This window comes from Rhodoferax sp. GW822-FHT02A01, from assembly GCF_038784515.1.
Lineage (GTDB): Bacteria > Pseudomonadota > Gammaproteobacteria > Burkholderiales > Burkholderiaceae_C > Allorhodoferax.
In genome coordinates, this window is record NZ_CP152376.1 from 1,649,725 (window position 1) to 1,669,758 (window position 20,034).

The window sequence follows — 20,034 nt, forward strand, 5'->3', positions numbered from 1 at the left end:
CGGCGGGAAGTGAATGGGTTGGTACCCATACTACCCAATCAGCTTGGCCCACTCCCCACGCAGCCACTGCGCACAGGCCAGGTTGTTGTCCCAGATGGAGTAGCGTGCGCCACCGCCATAGTCGGCAAACGGGATGAACTCGCAGCTGATCTGCTGCGGCGCGTGCCTCGGATGCGCGTGCATATGGGCCAGCAGGTCTTGCACGGCGGTCTTCCAGTCGTGCAGGGCGTCTGCATCCCACGCGCAATACAGCAGCTCCGGTGCCGGTTGCAGCAGTGGGTACTGGATGGCCCGGCCCGGCAGCGTGGGCGTGCGCCATGTGCGCGGGTTGTGCGCAATGCCGGTGGCCACGCTACGCGTGTGCGCATGCACCACCCAGCCTTGCTGCAGCCACTGTGTGTACAAGGTGCGGGGCTGGCGCGGCGCCAGGTAGCTGCGCCCACCGTCCGTGCCCGCATCCACGTCACTCAGCGCCAGTTCGTGCGGGTTGTCGATCTTGAAAACCAGGTGCGAGTGGTCCAGCGTCAGCGCCAGCTGCACATGGCTTTGCGCCAGCAAGTTGGCCACCGCCTCGACGCGGTGAAAGCGCTCGCTCCACATGTCCACATGCACTTCCAGGCTGGGCTGGCAATGGCTTGGCTGGCCGTGCTCCAGGGCTTCCAGAAAGAAGTCGGCTACCTCGCGGTCGGTGATGGGGCGTGCGTCGGCGTGGCGCGCAAACAGCTGCATGTTGAAAATGCGCGCGCCCAGCTGGCCCGCCATGCGCAAGCCCCAGCGCATGCGGTGCTCGTCCTGCCCGGCGCAGAAGATGCCGCCGAACACGCCAATCGGCACGCCGTACCGCTGCACCCCATCCAGGTAGGGCTGGAAGTTTTCGCTGGGGTCCATGTTCTTCTCGATGTAGTCGAACGCGCCGCTCTGCTGCACCCAGGCCATGCGCGTGGCGGCATCGGGCATGCCCAGCCCGTCGTGCACCAACACGCCGTCGAGGTTGATGCCAATCGGCAGCGCGCGGATGTTGGGCTGCGCGCTCATGCGGCGTGTCCGTCTGCGCGCCGCAGATGCTTGCCGGCCTCGCGCACCGTCAGGTTGGACAGCTGCTGCGCGTGTTGGTCCAGGAAGTGCGTGACAGCCACCGGGTCGGTGCGGGCGTAGTCGCGCAGGGCCCAGCCTATGGCCTTGCGGATGAAGAATTCCTTCTCGCCGCCCAGGGCCAGCGCGTAGCGGAACAGGCGCTCGGCATCGGTCTGCTCGCGCCAGCCCAGCTGGTGCAGCAGGGCGACGCGGCGCACCCACAGGTTCTTGTGCAGCAGCCAGGCATCGGCATGGCGTTGTATGTGGGCGTCACTGGTGCGGGCCCTGAGCAGGACATCACCCACCACACCTGCCAGGCCGTCCACCGTGTCCCACCAGGCGTTGTGCTGCACCAGCTTGATCAGGCGCGGCAGTGCCTTGGGGTCCAGACGCGCATGCTGCTTCGCCAGCAGGTCTACAGCGGTGTAGTGGAATTCCCGTTGCGGCATGGCCCAGAGCGCTTCCGCCAGTGCCAGCAGTTCGGCTTGCGTGAAGGGCTGCTTCAGCAAGGCCTTGAGCGCGTCCCGCCGCACCGGCGCGCGAATGCCTAGAAACGCGAACTGGTTGAGCATGTAGGCCTTCATGCCCTGGGCCTGCCCGGCATCGGCCAGCGCGCTCAGAGCCGATGTGATGGCGTGCAGAGTTTCAGTGGCGGCAGGGGTCAGCGGCATGGGGACTCACTTCAGCAGGGATTTGAGTTTGGTGGCGGGGTCGGCCAATACCGAGGGGCTGGCGCTCACGCCCCGCTCTACCAGGGTGCGGGCTATTTTGAGGTCTTTGGCAATGCGCGCGGTCAGGCCCCAGCCGCTGGCACCCACGATCTTGTCGTGGGCATCGGTGTAGAAGACCAGCACGTCACCGTCTTCCTGTTCGCGCACCGTGGTCTGCACGCCGGCTGCGGGTTCGCCGCAGACCTGCAACTGGTGGTCGTATTGGTCGGACCAGAACCAGGAGCTCGCGGCAAAGTCCACCTGGCCGCCCATCAGGTTGTGGGCCACCACCTGCGCCTGGGACTCGGCGTTCTGCCAGGTCTCCTGGCGCAGCAGCGTGCCCGACACGTGGCTGGGGAATTCGGCCACGTCGCCTGCGGCATAGATGTGGGGCACATTGGTGCGCAGTTGCCGGTCCACCAGAATGCCGCGCGCTACCGCCACACCGGCGGCTTGTGCCACTGCGGTGCCAGGGACGATGCCAATGCCCACCACCACGGCATCCGCCTGCAGCGTGCTGCCGTCGGACAGCGCCACTTGCACGCCCGCTGCCACCGGCGCGATGGCCAGCGGACTCACGCCGATATGCAGGTCCACACCGCGGGAGCGGTGCAGCGCCTGTGCGCGCTCGGCCAGCAGGGCGGGCACGGCACGGCCCATGAGCTGGGGCGCACCCTCGACCAGGCTGACGCTGCAGCCCAGCTTGCGGGCGGAGCTGGCCACCTCCAATCCGATGAAGCCGCCACCAATGACCACCAACCGTTTGCCCGCCTGCAGCCAGGGCGCCAGGCGCAGTGCATCGGCCTTGGTGCGCAGAGTCAGCACCTGGGGCAGGTCGGCACCCGGAATTGCCAGGGCACGCGGGCTGCCGCCATTGGCAAACAGCAGGGCGCTGTAGTGCAGCGTGCTGCCGTTGGAGAGTTGCGCAGTCCGGGCTGCCGCATCCACCGCAGTCACCCGCGCGGTGTGGCGGCGCAGGGCCAGTGCCTGCAGCGCGTCGGGCGCCATCAGGTCCAACTCGGCCAGTGCCTTGGCGCCGGTCAGAGCGTCCTTGGACAAGGCGGGGCGTTCGTAGGGCGGGCTCTCTTCATCGCCCACCAGGTCGATGCCGCCGGTCCAGCCAAAGGCGCGCAATGCCTGTGCCGTGCGGCCGCCGCAGTGCCCGGCGCCTACGATCAGGATGGAATCGGTGTCCGGGGAGTGCATACTATGTCTTCCATTGAGAGGGTGGCGTTCATTCCAAAAAGGTGCTTGCCCTTGTGCAAATAATTTTTCATAATTTGCAGATATAAGAAAAGTTTTTCTGCTAACAAGAATCTCCGAAGCAATCCATGGCAACTGCGAAAACACCTGGCCCCACAGCCGACCAAACCATCAAGCGCATATCGGCGGAATATGAATCGCTGAGCAAGCAGCTCAAGGTGATTGCCCTGCATATCGAGAAGAACCGCGACCACGTCGGCATCGAGGGGATTCAGGAGATGGCGCGCCAGTGCGGTGTGCAACCCTCGGCGGTGGTGCGCTTTGCCAAGCACTTCGGCTTCTCGGGTTTCAGCGAATTGCAGGCGATCTTTCGGGAGAACCTTTCGCGCCAGTTGGCACCCAGCCGCAACTACAAGGCGCGCATCCGCGACCTGATCGAGTCGGGCTCCAGCAACCTCTCCAGCGTGGACATTGCCAAGGAGTTCCTGGCCGGCAGCGTGGCGGGCATGCACGAGCTTGAAAGCAATCTGGACGCCACCGCCTTCAAGAAGGCGGTGGACCTGCTCACCGAGAGCGACTGCATCTGGGTGGCGGCATCGCGCCGCTCCTTTCCGATTGCGGCCTATCTGGACTACGCGCTGCAGCACACCGAAAAGCGCATCTGCTTGGTCACCGGGCTGGGCAGCATGCACCAGGGCCAGATGCGCTCGGTGCGCAAGGGCGACGTGATGATTGCCATCTCGTTTTCGCCGTACGCAGAAGAAACCATTACCGTGGCCAAAGCGGCCACCGAGCGCGGCGCCAAGCTGGTGGCCATCTCCGACAGCCGCATGAGCCCGCTGTCCAAACTGGCCCACGTCACGCTGGTGGTGCAGGACAACTCCACCCTGGGCTTTCGCTCGCTTAGCAGCACCATGGGTCTGGCGCAAAGCCTGTTCATCGCCCTGGCCTACACGCTGGAACTGCCCTACAAGCCCACCACCTGAGCGCGCGCTAGCGTTCATCGCTCGGCCCCTGGGGCAGATAGGCCTGGTGCGTGATGTTCTCGGCGCAGTACAGGCGAAAGTCGGTGGGCCGCGCGGCGGGCATGGCATCCGTCCATTTGTTGGCATGCAGCAGGTACTGCATGCCCGAGAGGATCTGGCCGTCGGGGTCCTGGTCAATCACCAGATCCATGCGGCCATCCACCAGATAGCTGCGGTGCTCGTCGGTGAGCTCATGGCCCAGCCACAGCACATGCTGCGCCCGGTTGCGCAAGGCCTTTGCAATGCCCAGTGAGCCGGCCCCGCTGTTGTAGATGCCGCACAAGGGCAGCGCACTGCCCGCGCGAATCTGCGCATCGACGGCGGCAAAGGTCTGGTCCGCATCGTCATGGGTTTGCACCACCGGCAGACAGTCCAGGTGCGCAAAGCGCTGCTGCAATGCCGCGATGAATCCGTTGGTGCGGTCGCGGTGCGCGCGGAAGGACAGGTCGTTGGTCAGCACCAGCACGCGCCCGGCCTGCGGCGCCAGCCGCCCCAGAAAATAGCCGGCGCTGCGCCCAGCCTGCACATTGTTGATGCCAGCGTAATGCAGGTTGCTAACGTCGCTCAGGTCACTCATCAGCGTCACCACCGGAACCCCTTGGCGCACCACGCTTTGCACCGCCTCGCGCAGCACCGGCGTGTCGTGCACCACCACGATCAGGCCATTGCGCCGGTGCGGCGGCTTCTTGATGAAGGTGGCAATCTGCGCTTCGTCGGCCGGATCGAAAGCATGGCGGTGCACCACGATGCGCCGGTCCAGCAACTGCATGTGGCGCTGCAAGGCAAGCTGTAGCCGCTCGAAGAACGGCGTCTGGCTGCGGGCAAACACAAAGTCAAAGCGCGTCAGGCCGCGGTGCACGTCCGGCATCACGCGCCGGGCGCCCAGCTGGCGCGCCGCCTGTATGACTTTCTCGCGGGTGCTGGCAGAGGCCTTTCCGCTGTCGTTGAGCACGCGATTGACCGTGGCAATCCCCACCCCGGCTGCCGTGGCAATGTCGATCAGACGCGGCGTGCTTTTACGGCGAACGGGTGGGGTGGGCTGCAAGGGACGCTCAGGCGGGTTGGGCTGCAGGCTGCGCTTGTGCGGCCACTGCACTGCGCAGATAGGCCATGCTGGCAGCCAGGCGTTGTTCGATGTCGGTGGCCGCGGCAATCTCTTCGGCAAAGGGCTCGAACGATGCGTAGCCGGTGTAACCGGCCTGCAGCAGCGTGTGGAGCTGCGCGGCATTGCCCAGGCGGTCGGCGGCGCCCACCAGCACGCGGTGGCCGTCACGCATCTGCGACGCAGCCAGGCTGGTGTCTTCCACGCCGGAGATGTGGACCAGTCCGGTGTACGCGGGGAAGAACAGGTCTTCGCCGGCCAGATGGTGGTGGAAGGTGTCGTGCACCAGACGGAAGGTGCTGCTGTCGCCCACTTCCTGGATGGCGCGCACGGCCTGCGACTTGCGGCGCACGGCGCACTCTTCAAAGCCCAGTGGCTCGATCAGGCCGACCAGGCCGGTGTCCTGCAGCAGGGGTTGGAGTTGCTTGAGGGCATGCACCAGGTCGGCGTGGCGCTGATCGGCACTGCGCGCATCGCGCAGGCTGTTGGTAGGGCACAGCACCAGGGCCTGGGCGCCGCAGGCCACGGCGTAGGCAATCAGGTCACGCGCTTCCGCGGCGCGGGCCGCGTCAAACTGCTCGAAGCGTTGCAGCGCGTTGATGGAGCGGATCACCAGGCCATGCGCCTTGGCAATGGCGCCAATGTCCTTGCCCGGTGTGCCGTCCACCAGTTCCACGCCAGCCAGGTCGTTGCGGATTTCGATGGCCTGCACGCCCAGGCGCCGTGTCAGTGCGGCAAATTCACTGAATGCAATGCGCGGCGCGCTGATGCGGTTGATGGAAAAGGAAAGGGTGTGGGCCATGGCGGTGTCTCCGTGTGTTGTGGATGGAACAGCGCGCAACTGTAGGTAAAACCGGGGCCGCCATCAGCCATTTTCTTGATCAAATTTGATCATTTGGCAGCAGTTTAATTGAAATGAAATTCAAAACACAAATTTGTTAGAAATTTCTTTTCAAAACCCAAAACTGCCTCTATAGTCGCCGGGTCGCCCATGCAAAGGCGCGTTCAAACAACCCCTGAAAAACCTGAGACACAAGGATTTCCCCATGAAAAACGTCGCCGTTTTCGGTGCCGGCCGTATCGGTCGCATCCACGCCTCCAACCTCGCTGCGCTCAGTGGCGTCAAGCTCAAGTACGTGTTCGACCCGGTTCCGGCCGCAGCCTCCGATCTGGCCCAGAAGCTGGGTGCCGAGGTGGCGTCCATCGAAGCCGTGCTGGCCGACAAGAGCGTGGACGCGGTGGCCATCTGCTCCAGCACCGATACCCATAGCGACCTGATCACGCGCGCCGCTGCTGCAGGCAAGCACATCTTCTGCGAAAAGCCGGTGGACCTGTCGGTGCCCCGCGCTATTGCCTGCGGTGAAGCCGTCAAGGCAGCCGGCGTGTCCTGCATGATCGGCTTTCAGCGCCGCTTTGATCCCACCTTCAACGACGCCAGCCGCCGTCTGCTGGCCGGCGAGATCGGCACTCCTGAAATGCTGGTCATCACCAGCCGCGATCCGGGCGCGCCTCCGGTGGAATACATCAAGGCCTCCGGCGGCATCTTCCGCGACATGCTGATCCACGACCTGGACGTGTTCCGCTGGATTCTGTGTGCCGACGGTGACGAAGCCGAATGGCTGAGCGCCACCGCGTCGGTGCTGACCGACCCGGCCATTAAGACGGCCGGCGACTACGACAGCACCGCCGTGACCATCCGCACCCGCAAGGGCCGCCTGTGCCAGATCAACACCACACGCCGCGCCGCCTACGGCTACGACCAGCGCTTTGAAGTGCTGGGCTCCACCGGCCTGCTGCAATGTGGCAACCACACGCCCACCGAAGTGGTGCAGTGGAATGCCAAGGGCATTACCTCCGACAAGCCCGAAGCCTTCTTCCTGCAGCGCTACGCAGCGGCCTACAAGCTGGAGATCGAACACTTCTTCGAGTGCCTGCAAAGCGGTGCCCCCTTCCGTACCACGGTAGCCGACGGCGTGGCTGCGCAGAAGCTGGCCGATGCGGCCACGCATAGCGCCAACAGCGGCCAGCCGGTGCAGTTCTAAATGGTGGCAGTCGCACCGCAGGTTGCGCTGCGGGTCGGCATTGTGGGGCTGGGCCGGCTCGGCCAGCGCCACGCCGCTGCCCTGGCGCACAACACTCCCGGCTGCCGACTGGTAGCGGCGTGCAGCCCGGTGGAAGCCGAGCGTGCCTATGCCGCCAACCAGCTGGGCATTGCCAACGTTTACGCCGACCTGGACAGCCTGCTGGCCGACCCGGCGGTGGATGCGGTGGTGCTGGTCACGCCCACCTCGCTGCATGCCGACCAGACCATTGCCGCGCTCAAGGCGGGCAAACATGTGTTTGTGGAAAAGCCCCTGGCCCTGAACGTGCCGGACTGCGAGCGCGTGTTGCAAGTTGCCGCGCAATACCCGGACCGGGTGGCCATGGTGGGCTTTGTGCGCCGCTTTGATCCGAGTTACCTGGCGGCCTACCAGTCGGTTGCCGCGGGTGAGATCGGCAAGCCGTTTCTGGTGCGCTCGCAAACCTGTGACCAGAATGACCCCGAAGGTTTCTTCGTCAAGTTCGCGCCCACGTCGGGTGGCATCTTCATGGATTGCAGCGTGCACGACATCGACCTGGCGCGCTGGATGCTTGGCCGCCCCAAGGCCCTGCGCGCATTTGCCACCGGCACCATCGCGCTGCACCCTGGCTTGGCCGACTGCGGCGATGTGGACAACGGCATTGCCGTGGTCGAGTTCGAAGGCAGCGCCAAGGCCGTGCTGTATGCATCGCGCACCATGGCGCACGGGCATGAGACCAGCACCGAGGTGATAGGTACGGCCGGCAAGCTGCTGGTGGGCGAGCATGCAGCAGCCAACCGCGTGGTGAAGAGCGACCAGCATGGCGTGCGCCATGCCGTGCTGAAAGACTTCTACGAGCGCTTCGAGGCGGCGTTTGCCGCAGAGATGGCGGCCTTTGTCGCGGCCTGCCGCGGCATCACGCCACTGACGCTGACGCTGTCAGACGCACTGGAAGCCACCCGCATCGGGCTGGCCATCAGCCGTTCACTGGCCAGCGGTCTGCCCGAAGCGGTCTAGGTCAGCAGGCGTTGCAGGCGAGCAGCGCGCCATCCGCGTGGATGCGCGTCTGCTCGATCAGGTATTCCAGAAACACGCGGGTGCGCTCGGGCATGAACTGCCGGCTCGGCAGTGCTGCGTAGAGCTGCAACCGCCCGGCAATCCAGGGGCGCAGCACGCGCAGCAGTTCGCCGCGCATCAGATAGGGTGCCACCAGATCCAGCGCCACCGAGGTGATGCCCGCGCCGTCCAGCGCAGCCCGCATCACCGTGTCGCTGTGGTTCACCCAGAGGACCGGTTCCACCGCCACTTCGACGGGAGCGTCGTCATGGTCCGAGTCCAGCAGGCGCCACACGCGCTGCTGTTGACCCGGAATCTTCAAGCGCAATACATCGTGTTGCGTCAGTTCTTCAGGCTTGAAGGGTGTGCCGCGCAGCTTCAGATAAGCGGGCGAAGCCACCAGAATGGACTCGGCGCTGGAGATCTTGCGTGCGATCACGTCGCCGTTGAACTGGTCGTCGGTGGGCAAAAGCGTGATGTCGTATTCCTCAATGGGCGGCTCCTTGTAGGAGGCCACTTCGATGTTGAGCACGATCTTGGGATGCAGCTGGCGGAACCCTGCGATCAACGGCGCCAGCACATGGGTGGCCAGCACAGGTGGAGCGAGGATGCGCAACACGCCGGCGAGCTGGTGGTTCTGGCAATTGGCCATGCGGTCAGCTTCGTCAATGTCCTGCAGGATGACGCGAACCCGTTCCAGATAGATTTCACCGGCCATGCTCAGCGAGAGCTTGCGCGTGGTCCGATGCAGAAGGCGGGTGCTCAAGTGCTCTTCCAGGTCTGCCACCAGCCGCGTGACCACGGCCGGTGACATGTCCAACGCACGTGCGGCGGCAGCAAAGCCACCTTCATCGATGACCTTTTGAAATACCCGCATCGACAGTAAACGATCCATGATGTCCCTATTGCAAACCAGGGCGCCATTGTTGCCGATGTAGACTCCCGGCGGCACATTCACCCATGTCCGACCAACCACTACCTTCCCCCAAAAAGCCAGCCGCCGCACCCCAAGGGCTGCTGCGCAAGCTGGGCCGTGCGGTGCGCGGCGATGGTGTGCTGGCTTCGCGCCCGATTGTCTGGATCATTGGCTTCTTTGCTTTCCTGAACGTCTATTCCATGCAGGCAGTGCTGCCTTTGGTGATGCAGGACTTTGCCGCCACACCGGTACAGGCCGGTGCCACCGTCGGCGCCACCGTGCTGGCCATTGCGCTGGTGTCTCCCTTCATGGGCATGCTGTCGGATGCGCTGGGCCGGCGCATCATCCTGTGCAGTTCCCTGTTTGCGCTGACCATTCCCACCGCGCTGATTCCGCTGGCCCACAGCCTGGCGGGCATTGCGGTCCTGCGCTTCATGCAGGGCTTGGCGGTGCCGGGCATCGTGGTGGTGCTGATTGCCTACCTGTCCGAAGAGTTCCATGACGGCGGTGTGGCGCGCATGACTTCCACCTATGTGGGCGGCACCGTCATGGGTGGCTTTTGCGGGCGCTTCATCACCGGGCATGCGGGCCATGTGCTGGGCTGGCGCGGCGCCTTCTTCACCCTGGCGGTGATGAACCTGGTGGGTGCCGTGGTCGTGTGGCGGTTGTTGCCGCCTTCGCGTCACTTTGTAGCCAACCGCAATGTGCGCGGCGCTTTCCAGACACTGGGCCGGCATCTGAGCAACCGGCGCTTTCTGGCGATCTGCGCCTTGGGCTTTTGCGTGCTGTTCTCACTGGTGGGCGCCTTTACCTATGTCAATCTGTACCTCACGCAAGCACCGTTCAATCTGACGAGTGCCGGGCTGGCCAATGTGTTTGGCGTGTACCTGGTGGGCGTGGTGGTCACTCCCCTGGCGGCACGCCATATCGCGCGCCACGGTTTTTTGAAGGCGGTGCTGGTCAGCCTGTCCCTGTCGGCAGCCGGTCTGTTGCTGACGCTCGTGCCCTCGCTGGCAGCGGTGATCGTGGGACTGGCGGTGTGCTCCACCGGCGTGTTCGTATGCCAGTCGGCCACCATCAGCCACATTGCCGACAACGTGACCGAGGGCCGCTCGCTGGCCACCGGCATCTACTACCTCAGCTACTACAGTGGCGGAGCAGCGGGCACCTGGATCGCGGGCATGGCCTTTGAGGGCTGGCATTGGGGCGGCTCGGTGCTGTCCATCATCCTGTTTCAGGGCCTGGCTGGTGCGATTGCCGTCACCTTTCTGCAGCCCCGCAAATAAACCCCACTATCATCCCCACACTCAATCGGGCACCAAGGGGTGCCAGCACAACAAGGAATACACACTATGGGCGCGCAGTGGAAAGCAAAGGGCAAGGATCTGGTTGCCAATGCCAAGGGCAAGATGTTTACCAAGCTGGTCAAGGAAATCACGGTGGCCGCGCGCAATGGTGCCGACCCCGCCACCAACGCCCGTCTGCGCCTGGTGGTGGAGCAGGCCCGCAAGGTTTCCATGCCCAAGGACACGCTGGAACGCGCCCTTAAAAAGGGCTCGGGCGTGGGCGACGATGCCACCCATTACGAGCGCGTGATCTACGAAGGCTTTGCGCCGCACCAAGTCGCCGTCATGGTGGAATGCCTGACCGACAACGTCAAACGCACCGCGCCCGAAATGCGCGTGCTGTTCCGCAAGGGTCAGCTGGGCACCTCCGGCTCGGTTGCCTGGGACTTTGACCACGTGGGCTTCATCGAGGCCGCCCCCGCTGCCGCCGGAGCCGATGCAGAAACCGCCGCCATTGAGGCTGGCGCGCAGGACTTGGAGCCCGGCGAGGAAGAGGGCAACACCCTGTTCATCACCGCGCCCGCCGACCTGGATCTGGTCAGCCGCGCGCTGCCGGCACACGGCTTTAATGTGCTGTCGGCCAAACTGGGCTACAAACCCAAGAACCCGGTCGACCCGACCAGCCTGAGCGCCGAGGCCCTGGAAGAAGTGGAAGCCTTTCTGGCGGCCATCGACGCGCACGACGACGTGCAAGAGGTCTACGTCGCCCTGGCGGGCTAGGGGCTAGCGCCCTGTCCTGGCCAGACGCAAGCCGCTGCCGAAGGTCCACAGCCGCGTGACTTCCACCACGTCGTAGTCCATCGCTAGTTCGGCCGGTATGCGGCTGTAGGGCGCCAGCGAGGCGATGATGATGCGAATGGCGTCATCGATGGCCGCAATGCCGCTGGCACGCCGGAATACCACGCTGTCTACACTGCCATCGGCGCGCAACGTCACTGTCACGATGGGGTTGGTGTAATCGCCGCTCTTGGCGGCATCCAGAAACTCGAAGTCCGCATTCTGCTGAACCCGCTGGCTCCAGCTTTCCGCAAACACGGCCAGCCGCGCGTCCTGGTCTGGGCGCCCGATCAGCGTGCGCCTGCGCGGTTTCTCGGCGGGAAGCTCTGGCGCTTTTTCCACCGGGCGTGCCGCCTGCTGTTGCTCGCGCTGTCTTGCGGCCTCTAACGCCGCCTTGCGCTCAGCCTCCTGCTGCGCCAGTTGCCTTTGTGCTGCAGCGGCCTGTGCCGCAGCCGCGCGTTGCATTTCAGTCTGCCGCGCGGCCTCCCGTTGAGCGGCCTCCTGGGCCGCCGCCTGCTCCGCAGCCACACGTGCAGCTTCCTGCTGTGCGGCAAGCTGTCTTTGCGCTGCAGCCTGCGCTGCGGCTTGTGCCGTAGCTACCCGCTCCGCCTCTGCGCGCAGCGCCTGCTGCCGCGTGGCCTCCGCCTTGAGTGCATCCTGCCTGGCCTGCTCTTGTCGGGCTTGTTCTTGCCGTAACGCATCCTGGCGCCGCGCTTCGGCCTGCTGGGCTTCAAGCCGAGCCTGTTCCTGTCGGGCCAGTTCCTGTTGCCGCGCCATGGCTTGGCGTGCGGCCTCCTGAGCGGCTGCCTGCTCCGCCGCTACGCGTGCAGCTTCTTGCTGGGCGGCCAGCTGCCTTTGCGCAGCGGCCTGCGTCGCAGCCACCCGCTCCGCATCTGCGCGCAGCGCTTGCTGCCGAGCCGCCTCCGCCTTGAGTGCGTCCTGCCGCGCCTGTTCCTGTTGGGCTTGCTCTTGCCGTAACGCATCCTGGCGGCGCGCCTCGGCCTGCTCCGTTGCAATACGTGCGGCCTCCTGCGCGGCAGATGCCTGAGCTGCGGCGGCACGCGCGATTTCCCGCCGAGCAGTTTCCTGCTGGATGGCAAGCAGGCGCGCAGCCTCCTGTTGCAGCAGCAGTTGGCGTGCCGCCTCGGCGCGCTGTGCTTCCTGTTGTTGCGCCTCTTGCGCTGCTGCGGCCTGGCGTTCGGCCTCCTGCCGTGCAGCCAGTTGCTGTTCAACGGCCTCCTGCTGTGCACGTTCCTGCCGGGTGATTTCCTGGCGCGCACGGGTGTTGTCTTCGACCGGCGGCAGTACCTGCGCGATGGCGGGGGTCTGCGGCGCGGTGGCAGGCAAGACCTCTGCGGGTGGGCTTGTCGCGGGCAGGGGCGCTGCTGCAGCTGCGGGAGCGTCAGCAGTTGCCAGTGCGCGCGTAGTTGCGGGCTCCGGTGACGGTGACGTAGCAGTTGCCGAAGCAGGTGCCGGTGTGGGTGAGGTCTGCGCGTCGTCCGCGGAACCTGCATCTACCTGCGCAGGCAGCGGCTCCAGGCGGATGGACAGGGCGGGCTCCACGCCGCGGCGGTCTTCACGGAACAGGTCGTCGGGCCACTGCAGACCGGCCAGATCCAACTGCAGGGTTAGCAGCAGTCCGTGCAACACCAGCGACAGCAAAACCGCGATGGCGAGCCGTGACTCTGGCAGGCGCCAGGGCACTTTGGTTTGACCCCACGCAAAGGGCGCAGAAGGGGTGTTGTGGATCAGGACGGCTTCGGAAGGCATGCGGTGAAGGGGCGCAACAAGCCGCGTCCGCAATGCCCCCCTGGCACCGGTCGCGGGCATTCCACCCCCAGACGCTATTTCATGCGCAGCCGGGGCCTATCCGGCCTGGCAGGCACCAGATATTTGTAAGCGAATGTGTGCGGCTCAGACGCTGAGCAGGTTCGCCAGGTTGAACGCCGGGTCCTCGGCCTGCGCGGGCGTGGGCGATATGCCCGCATCCAGCAGCTTGCGCACGGCCAGATGGTCCTTGGCGGCATTGACGCTGTCGGCGGCCAGCAGCGTGGTGCCGCGGAAGTGGAACACGGTGAAACTGGACGTGGGGCTGTCGGTCCCCATGTCGCCGCGCACGGCCCAGGTATCTGCACCCGTGGAAAGGCCCGCCATCTGCAGTTTCTTGTCGTACTGGTCACTCCAGAACCAGGGGGTGGCGGTGAAGGGGCGGTCCTGACCCATCAGCGCAGCCGCTGCCGATTTGCCCTGCTCGGTGGCGTTCTGCACCGATTCCAACCGCAGAAGGGTGCCGTCTGCCAGACGGCGGGCGGTGCAATCTCCGGCGGCCACGATATGCGGGTCCGCAGTGCGCGTGCAGGCATCCACCACGATGCCGCGCTCGCACGCCAAGCCGGCTGCTGCAGCCAGTTGGTCATTGGCTGACACGCCTATGCCGACCACCACCAGGCCTGCGGGTACCACGCGGCCATCGGCAAGGCGCACGCCGCTCACCGCGCCGTTTGCATTTACCTCCAGCGCAGCGACAGCCGCGCCCAGTTCCAGATGCACACCGTGGCTGCGGTGCAGCGCGGCATACCAGTCGGAGAGCACCGGCGCCAGCACCCGTCCCAGCAGGCGCGGCGCAGCCTCCAGCACGGTGACGGACAACCCCTTTTTGCGCGCGGTGGCGGCCACTTCCAGACCGATGAAGCCGCCGCCAATGACCACCACGCCGAGCTGTTGCTCCACGCAGCGCGCCATCTGGTTGGCGATGCCTGAGGCGTCGTCGCGCGAGCGAAGGGCGAAGACGCCCTGGGCATCGGCACCGGGCAGATTCAACTGGCGTGGCGTGGAGCCGGTGGCCAGCACCAGGCCGGTGTAGGCCAGTGTTTCGCCATTCCCCAGAGACACGGTCTGCTCGGCGCGGTCAATGGCCGCAACGCTCACACCGGTACGCAGGGTGATGTTCTTGCGCGCCAGCACTTCGGGGCTGCGCATCAGCAGCTGGGCCGCATCCATCTCACCCGCCAGCCAGGCCTTGGACAGGGGCGGACGGTGGTACGGCGGGTGGGTCTCGTTGCCCAGCAGCGTGATGGCACCGGCAAAGCCCAGCGTGCGCAGTGCCTCTGCCGTCTGCACGCCGGCCTGTCCGGCGCCGATGACGACGACGTGGCCGTCGGTGCTCATTCCTGGGTCTCGGGCAGGCGCACGACCAGGCCTTCCAGCGCGGCGCTGGCCTTGATCTGGCAGGCCAGACGGCTGTTGGGCTTGCGTTCGCTGGCCACGTTTTCCAGCATGTCGAGCTCGCCTTCCGAGGGCGCGGGCAGGTCGCCCAGGCGGGCTTCGTCCACGTAGCAGTGGCAGGTGGCGCAGGCGCAGGAGCCGCCGCATTCGCCGATGATGCCGTCGATGCCGTTGGCGGTGGCACCCTGCATCAGGCTCCAGCCGTCGCTGAGGTTGATGGTGGTGGACTGCCCGGAGGCGTCGATGTAGGTGATGTGGGCCATGGCTTACTGAACCTGCAGTTGCAAAACAAGGGGGCTGCGGAAGGTGGACGACGGCATCCAGGGTAACTGGTCTGCCACGCGACGGTAGTCGGGCACGACCTTGTGGAATTCGTCGAAGGCGATCTTCACCGCCAGGCGGGCGATGGCGGTACCCAGGCAGGCATGCACGCCGCCGCCAAAGCCCAGGTGGCCGCGCGGCTTGCGGGTGATGTCGTACACATCGGGGTTGGGGTACTGGCGCTCGTCGCGGTTGCCTGAGCCGTAGGCCAGGCAGACAAAGTCGCCCTGGCGCATGGTCTGGCCGTGCAGCTCCACATCTTTCATCAGGCGGCGACGGAAGCGTTGCGCCGAGGTATTGAAGCGCAGGCTCTCTTCGATGGCATCGGGCAGCAGCTCCGGGTTGGCCACCACCGCACGGCGGGCTTCGTCGAAGGTTGCCAGGTTGTAGGCAAACATCATCATGAAGCCGCCCAGCGATTCCACACCCGCCATGATGAGCGTGGTGGTGGTGAGCAGCACTTCGCGGTCGTCCAGGCGGTCGCCATCGATCTCGGCCAGGGCGAAGTTGCTGATCAGATCGTTGCGCGGTTCGGCACGGCGCATGGCAATCACCTTGGCCGCATAGTCCTGCATCCAGTTGTAGGCGGCAATGTGCTCCGGGCCTTTGGCGCGGGTGCGGGCATCGCTTTGCACCATCAGCACGGCGTTCTCGCGCACTTCGTGCTCGGGCACGATGGCTTCTTCGCCCATGGGTAGGCCGAGTGCTGCCATCAGCACCTTCACCGTGAACTGGGAAGACACTTCCTTGAAGTCGAAGCTGCGCACACCACGCAATTGGCCGAACACTTCTTGCGCCACGGCGCGGATGGGTTCTTCCAGCGCCAACAGGTTGCGCTTCATGAAGGCGTGCTGGATCAGGCCGCGCAGACGGTCGTGCTTTGGTGGGTCGGAGCTGCCCAGTGTGGCGCCGGCACGGCCGGGCAACTCGGTCATCAGGTTGCCGCTGGCACTGGAGTAGGTCTGCCAGTCCTGCCCGGCGGACACGATGTCGGCGTAGCGCGACAGGATCCACATCTGTGCTTCGGGGCTCCAGAAGCAGGGCTGCTCGTCGCGCAGCTGCTTGTAATAGGGGAACGGGTCGGCGTCCACCGCGGGTGAATACGGGTCAAAACTGAACATGTCTTGTCTCCTGCTTGTTGGATGAGACCGAACTGTAGGGGTGACCAGGCCGCAATGCACTGCATAAACCGCTGCGAGAAATGGTACTTTTCGATCAAAATGAAATCCATGCCCAATCCACCGTCCCGCTCCCGGCGCAAGCCGGCCCGCTCCAGCATCCCGGCATTTGCCCTGTATGGCGAGGATGCAACCTCCGACAAGGAGGTGCTGCACATCGAAGAGGTACGGGCCCGCAGCAGCCTCTACCAGTGGGAGATTTCGCCGCATATCCACAAGGGTTTGTACCAGGTGCTGTGGGTGCAGAAGGGAGCTGTGGAGGTGCAGCTTGACGAAACCGTGCAGTCCGTCGAGGGGCCGCTGGCCATCGTGGTGCCGCCGGGTGTGGTGCACGGTTTCAAGTTCGCACGCGATACCGATGGCCTGGTGCTCAGCCTGAGCGCGCGCTTCATGGTGGAGGGCGAGTTCCAGCCGGTGGGCGAGGCCTTCTGCGCCGCATTCGAGACAGCTGCGCTGCTGTCCATGGCCGAGGACAAGGGTCTGGCCACGCGCATGGCCCATCTGCTGCAGAACTTGGTGACTGAATTCCATACGCCGGCTTCCTCCGATGCGCCGGTGGTGCAGTGGCTGGCGCGTTCGGTGATCTGGCTGTTGACCCAGGTCAGGCCTGCGCGCGGTGATACACGGGGCAACCGGACCCTGCGCAACCGCCGCGTGTTCACCCGGTTCCTGCAACTGGTGGAACAGCATCTGCTGGAGCAGTGGTCGCTGGCGCAATATGCCACCCGCCTGGGCCTGCCTACCCAGCGGCTCAACCGGCTGGCGCGCGAAGTCAGCAACCAGAGTGCGTTGGAGGTGGTGCACGAGCGGCTCACCCGCGAGGCCTGCCGCCGTCTGATCTACACCACGGCCCCGGTGGGTACCATTGCCGCGGAATTGGGCTTTGAAGATGCCGCCTATTTCTCGCGCTTCTTCAAGCGGCGTCTGGGTTGCACGCCCCTGACATTCCGCCAGCAGCGTGATCACTATCCCTTACCGGGCTTGGGGTAAGCGACAATTTGCCCGGGCTTCATGTGTGTGACACTGCGCCCCCAGGGTTCACTCTTTTAACGACAGGTATCACGATACATGGCCAACACCGGGCTCAGCCCTGCTGAGCGGGAATCACAAAGGCAGCGAGCGCTGGATGAACTCCAGATTCTGGACACTCAGCCCGAGGCGGGGTTTGATGAATTGACGCGGCTGGCTTCGCTGTATTTCGATGCCCCCATGGCCCTGGTCTCCCTGATCGACCGGGACCGCCAGTGGTTCAAGTCCCGCGTAGGGGTCGATGTGCCGCAGACGCCACGTGATATCGCCTTCTGCAATAGCGCCATTGAGTCGCATGATGTGATGGTGGTCGACGATGCGCGCAATGACCCGCGCTTTGCCAACAGTCCCCTGGTGGTGGGCGAACCTGGCATCCGCTTCTATGCTGGAGCCCCTCTGATAAGCCACGATGGCCATGCGTTGGGCACCTTGTGCGTCATGGATCGTGTGCCGCGCAGCTTCAATGCCGAGCAGCGCGAAATCCTGGCCTCCTTGTCGCGCCAGGTGATTGCCCAGATGGAGTTGCGTTGCGAGCACGACCGCCTGCAACGCAACAAGGTGGAGCTGCAAAAGACCAAGGCCCAGCTGGAGCTGGTGCTCAAGGGCACCAACGACGGCTGGTGGGACCGCGACCTGGCCACCGGGGTGATTTACTTCTCCGAGCGCACGCTGGAGATGCTGGGCCACCGCCAACGCGATTTGCCCACCGATACCGACCTGAGCCCGGTGCTTTTTCCTGAAGAAGACCTGCAGCACATCAACAACGTGATTCGGGAAGCGGTGCGTGGTGGCAATGAACGCTTCAGCGTGGAGCTGCACATGCACCACAAGGATGACCATCTGATTCCGGTCGTGTGTCGTGGCTACATCACCCGCGACGAGACCGGCTGGGCCACGCGCATTTCCGGAATGATGACCGACCTGAGCGAATTCAAGCGCTCGCAGAAGGCGCATGAGGAATCCCAGGAGAGCTACCGGCAATTGTTTGAAAACAGCATGGACGGCGTGATCCTGGGCCGGGCCGAAGATGGCGCCATCTTTTCGATCAACCGGGCCGCCTGCGACATGCTGGGTCGCAGTGCAGAAGAGGTGATACGTGGTGGCGAGGAGATATTCGTCGACTTTGCCGCCCCGCGCGTACCCAACCTGTATTCGACGCGTGCGCGCGACGGCTCGGTGCGCGGGGAAATGAATTTCCTGCGTGCGGACGGCACGCCTTTTGAATGTGAAGTGTCCTCCGTGCTCTACAAGGGCGCCGACGGCAAGCTGCTGGCCAGCACGCTGTTTCGCGACATCACTGCACGCAAGCGTGCCGAGGCCGAGCTGCGCATTGCCGCCACGGCGTTTGAGTCGCACGAGGGCATTTTTGTCTGCGATGCGGACTGGACCATCCTGCGGGTGAACCGGGCCTTCACCAAGATCACCGGTTACTCCAGTGAGGAAACCCTGGGCAAGAGCCCGCGGCATCTGCTGGGATCCAACCGGACGGATTCGGGCTTTTACATCGAGATGGCCAAGAGCCTGCATGAAACAGGTACCTGGCACGGCGAAGTCTGGGACCGCCACAAGAACGGCACGGTCTATCCGGTTTGGCTGATCGTCACTGCGCTGCGTGGCGACGAGGGTGAGGTCACGCATTACGTGGCCACCATGACGGAGATCAGCGACCGCAAGAAGGCCGAGGAAGAGATCCGCCATCTGGCCTTCTATGACTCGCTGACGGGCCTGCCCAACCGGCGTCTGTTGTTGGATCGCCTGGGGCAGGCGCTCAACACCAGCGCCCGCCACAAGCGCAAGGGAGCGCTGCTGTTTCTGGATCTGGACAACTTCAAGGTCCTGAACGATACGCGCGGCCACGACATGGGTGACCGCCTGCTGCAGCAGGTCGCGCAGCGGCTGGTGGCCTGTGTGCGCGAAGGCGATACCGTGGCCCGTCTGGGTGGTGACGAATTTGTGGTGATGCTGCTGGAGTTGAACGAGGAGACCTTTGCCGCGGCCACCCAGGCCGAACATGTGGGTGAGAAGATCCTGGAGTCGCTCAATCAACCCTATGTGCTGGGGGACAGCACCTATCTCAGCACACCCAGCATTGGCGTCACGCTGTTTGGCGACCAGAAGGAATCTACCGACGAGCTGCTCAAGCGCGCGGATCTGGCCATGTATGAAGCCAAGGCGGCCGGGCGCAACACCCTGTGCTTCTTCGATGCGGGCATGCAGTTCGCCATCAGCAACCGGGTGGCGCTGGAGTCGGACCTGCGCGAAGCGCTGGTGCGCCAGGAGTTCCTGCTGCACTACCAGGCGCAGGTCGATGTGGCCGGCCATGTGGAAGGCGCCGAAGTGCTCATCCGTTGGCGGCATCCGCAGCGCGGCATGGTTTCGCCCGCAGACTTCATTCCGGTAGCGGAAGAGACCGGGGCCATCCTGCCCATCGGGACTTGGGTGCTGGAGTCGGCCTGCAGGCAAATCGCGCTCTGGGGCACAAATCCGTCGGCGGAGAATTTGACGATATCGGTCAACATCAGTGGCCGCCAGCTGATGCGGCCGGACTTCGTGATTACCGTCAAGCAGATCCTGAAGGACACCGGCGCCAACCCCTCACGTTTGAAGCTGGAGCTGACTGAGAGTGTGCTGGTGTCGGATGTGCAAAACACCATCGCCAAGATGAAGGACTTGCAGTCCGTCGGTGTGGGCTTCTCGATGGACGACTTTGGTACAGGCTATTCGTCGTTGGCCTTCCTGAAGTTGCTGCCGCTCAACCAGCTCAAGATCGACCAGGGCTTTGTGCGCGACATCCTGATCGACTCCAACGATGCGGCCATCGCCAAGATGGTGATCGCCCTGGCCGACAGCTTGGGCCTGTCGGTCATTGCAGAAGGTGTGGAAACGCTGGCGCAGAAGGAGTTTCTGGCCGCACAAGGCTGTCATTCCTACCAGGGCTATCTGTTTGGCACACCCATGAGCGTGACGGAATTCGAGGCGACGTTTTTGGTGGATCCGGCCTCGCACATCTAG

At 64.6% G+C, this 20,034-nt stretch carries 17 protein-coding genes; 7 read left to right on the top strand and 10 right to left on the bottom strand.

The window, feature by feature from the left end; translation table 11 throughout:
- Nucleotides 1–30: 30 nt before the first annotated feature.
- Genes AAGF34_RS07860 through AAGF34_RS07870 form a run of 3 tightly spaced genes read right to left on the bottom strand, consistent with a single transcriptional unit; the run spans nt 31 to nt 2,990 of the window.
- Complete coding sequence (locus AAGF34_RS07860; RefSeq protein WP_342620059.1) at nt 31–1,035, bottom strand: xylose isomerase; 1,005 nt, start codon at nt 1,033–1,035, stop codon at nt 31–33.
- Nucleotides 1,032–1,745, bottom strand: a complete 714-nt coding sequence (locus AAGF34_RS07865; protein ID WP_342620060.1) for a DNA alkylation repair protein — start codon at nt 1,743–1,745, stop codon at nt 1,032–1,034. Before AAGF34_RS07865 ends, AAGF34_RS07860 begins: the two co-directional genes overlap by 4 nt.
- Before the next feature lie 6 nt (nt 1,746–1,751).
- The gene (locus AAGF34_RS07870) at nt 1,752–2,990 is read right to left on the bottom strand and encodes an FAD-dependent oxidoreductase (protein WP_342620061.1); all 1,239 of its coding nucleotides are present in this window, start codon (nt 2,988–2,990) and stop codon (nt 1,752–1,754) included.
- 125 nt (nt 2,991–3,115) lie between these two features.
- On the opposite strand from AAGF34_RS07870, the gene AAGF34_RS07875 reads away from it, so the two are divergent.
- Nucleotides 3,116–3,973, top strand: a complete 858-nt coding sequence (locus AAGF34_RS07875; RefSeq protein WP_342620062.1) for a MurR/RpiR family transcriptional regulator — start codon at nt 3,116–3,118, stop codon at nt 3,971–3,973.
- A 7-nt stretch (nt 3,974–3,980) separates the two neighbouring features.
- On the opposite strand, the gene AAGF34_RS07880 is transcribed toward AAGF34_RS07875, so the two are convergent.
- Both AAGF34_RS07880 and AAGF34_RS07885 read right to left on the bottom strand, forming a co-directional pair.
- The gene (locus AAGF34_RS07880) at nt 3,981–5,057 is read right to left on the bottom strand and encodes a LacI family DNA-binding transcriptional regulator (RefSeq protein WP_342620063.1); all 1,077 of its coding nucleotides are present in this window, start codon (nt 5,055–5,057) and stop codon (nt 3,981–3,983) included.
- Between the two features lie 7 nt (nt 5,058–5,064).
- Nucleotides 5,065–5,916 (bottom strand): TIM barrel protein, encoded by an 852-nt coding sequence (locus tag AAGF34_RS07885; RefSeq protein ID WP_342620064.1) that lies wholly within the window; start codon nt 5,914–5,916, stop codon nt 5,065–5,067.
- Nucleotides 5,917–6,160: 244 nt separating this feature from the next.
- Here AAGF34_RS07885 and iolG point away from each other — a divergent pair, with 244 nt between their 5' ends.
- Entirely contained in the window at nt 6,161–7,156 is a 996-nt protein-coding gene (gene iolG / locus AAGF34_RS07890; RefSeq protein WP_342620065.1) for an inositol 2-dehydrogenase, read from the top strand.
- Nucleotides 7,157–8,191: a Gfo/Idh/MocA family oxidoreductase gene (locus tag AAGF34_RS07895; RefSeq protein WP_342620066.1), complete on the top strand. Its 1,035-nt coding sequence runs from the start codon at nt 7,157–7,159 to the stop codon at nt 8,189–8,191. It begins immediately after the preceding gene.
- A gap of 1 nt (nt 8,192) precedes the next feature.
- On the opposite strand, the gene AAGF34_RS07900 is transcribed toward AAGF34_RS07895, so the two are convergent.
- Nucleotides 8,193–9,125, bottom strand: a complete 933-nt coding sequence (locus tag AAGF34_RS07900; RefSeq protein ID WP_342620067.1) for a LysR family transcriptional regulator — start codon at nt 9,123–9,125, stop codon at nt 8,193–8,195.
- Nucleotides 9,126–9,190: 65 nt separating this feature from the next.
- Here AAGF34_RS07900 and AAGF34_RS07905 point away from each other — a divergent pair, with 65 nt between their 5' ends.
- The gene (locus AAGF34_RS07905) at nt 9,191–10,432 is read left to right on the top strand and encodes an MFS transporter (protein WP_342620068.1); all 1,242 of its coding nucleotides are present in this window, start codon (nt 9,191–9,193) and stop codon (nt 10,430–10,432) included.
- Nucleotides 10,433–10,498: 66 nt separating this feature from the next.
- A complete protein-coding gene (locus tag AAGF34_RS07910; RefSeq protein WP_342620069.1) occupies nt 10,499–11,212 on the top strand; it encodes a YebC/PmpR family DNA-binding transcriptional regulator in 714 nt (237 codons plus the stop codon).
- A gap of 3 nt (nt 11,213–11,215) precedes the next feature.
- Here the strand turns inward: AAGF34_RS07910 and AAGF34_RS07915 are convergent, their stop codons facing one another.
- From AAGF34_RS07915 to AAGF34_RS07930, 4 genes are all read right to left on the bottom strand, one after another.
- On the bottom strand, nt 11,216–13,039 hold the full coding sequence (locus tag AAGF34_RS07915) for a hypothetical protein (RefSeq protein ID WP_342620070.1): 1,824 nt from the start codon (nt 13,037–13,039) through the stop codon (nt 11,216–11,218).
- A gap of 144 nt (nt 13,040–13,183) precedes the next feature.
- Nucleotides 13,184–14,437 carry an FAD-dependent oxidoreductase gene (locus tag AAGF34_RS07920; RefSeq protein ID WP_342620071.1) on the bottom strand — a complete coding sequence of 418 codons (1,254 nt, stop codon included), beginning with the start codon at nt 14,435–14,437 and terminating at the stop codon, nt 13,184–13,186.
- A complete protein-coding gene (locus AAGF34_RS07925) occupies nt 14,434–14,757 on the bottom strand; it encodes a 2Fe-2S iron-sulfur cluster-binding protein (protein ID WP_342620072.1) in 324 nt (107 codons plus the stop codon). The genes AAGF34_RS07920 and AAGF34_RS07925 overlap by 4 nt, the downstream gene beginning before the upstream one ends.
- A 3-nt stretch (nt 14,758–14,760) precedes the next feature.
- Nucleotides 14,761–15,936: a cytochrome P450 gene (locus AAGF34_RS07930; protein WP_342620073.1), complete on the bottom strand. Its 1,176-nt coding sequence runs from the start codon at nt 15,934–15,936 to the stop codon at nt 14,761–14,763.
- A gap of 108 nt (nt 15,937–16,044) precedes the next feature.
- On the opposite strand from AAGF34_RS07930, the gene AAGF34_RS07935 reads away from it, so the two are divergent.
- A complete protein-coding gene (locus AAGF34_RS07935) occupies nt 16,045–16,983 on the top strand; it encodes a helix-turn-helix domain-containing protein (RefSeq protein WP_342620074.1) in 939 nt (312 codons plus the stop codon).
- 78 nt (nt 16,984–17,061) lie between these two features.
- Nucleotides 17,062–20,034 (top strand): EAL domain-containing protein, encoded by a 2,973-nt coding sequence (locus AAGF34_RS07940; RefSeq protein ID WP_342620075.1) that lies wholly within the window; start codon nt 17,062–17,064, stop codon nt 20,032–20,034.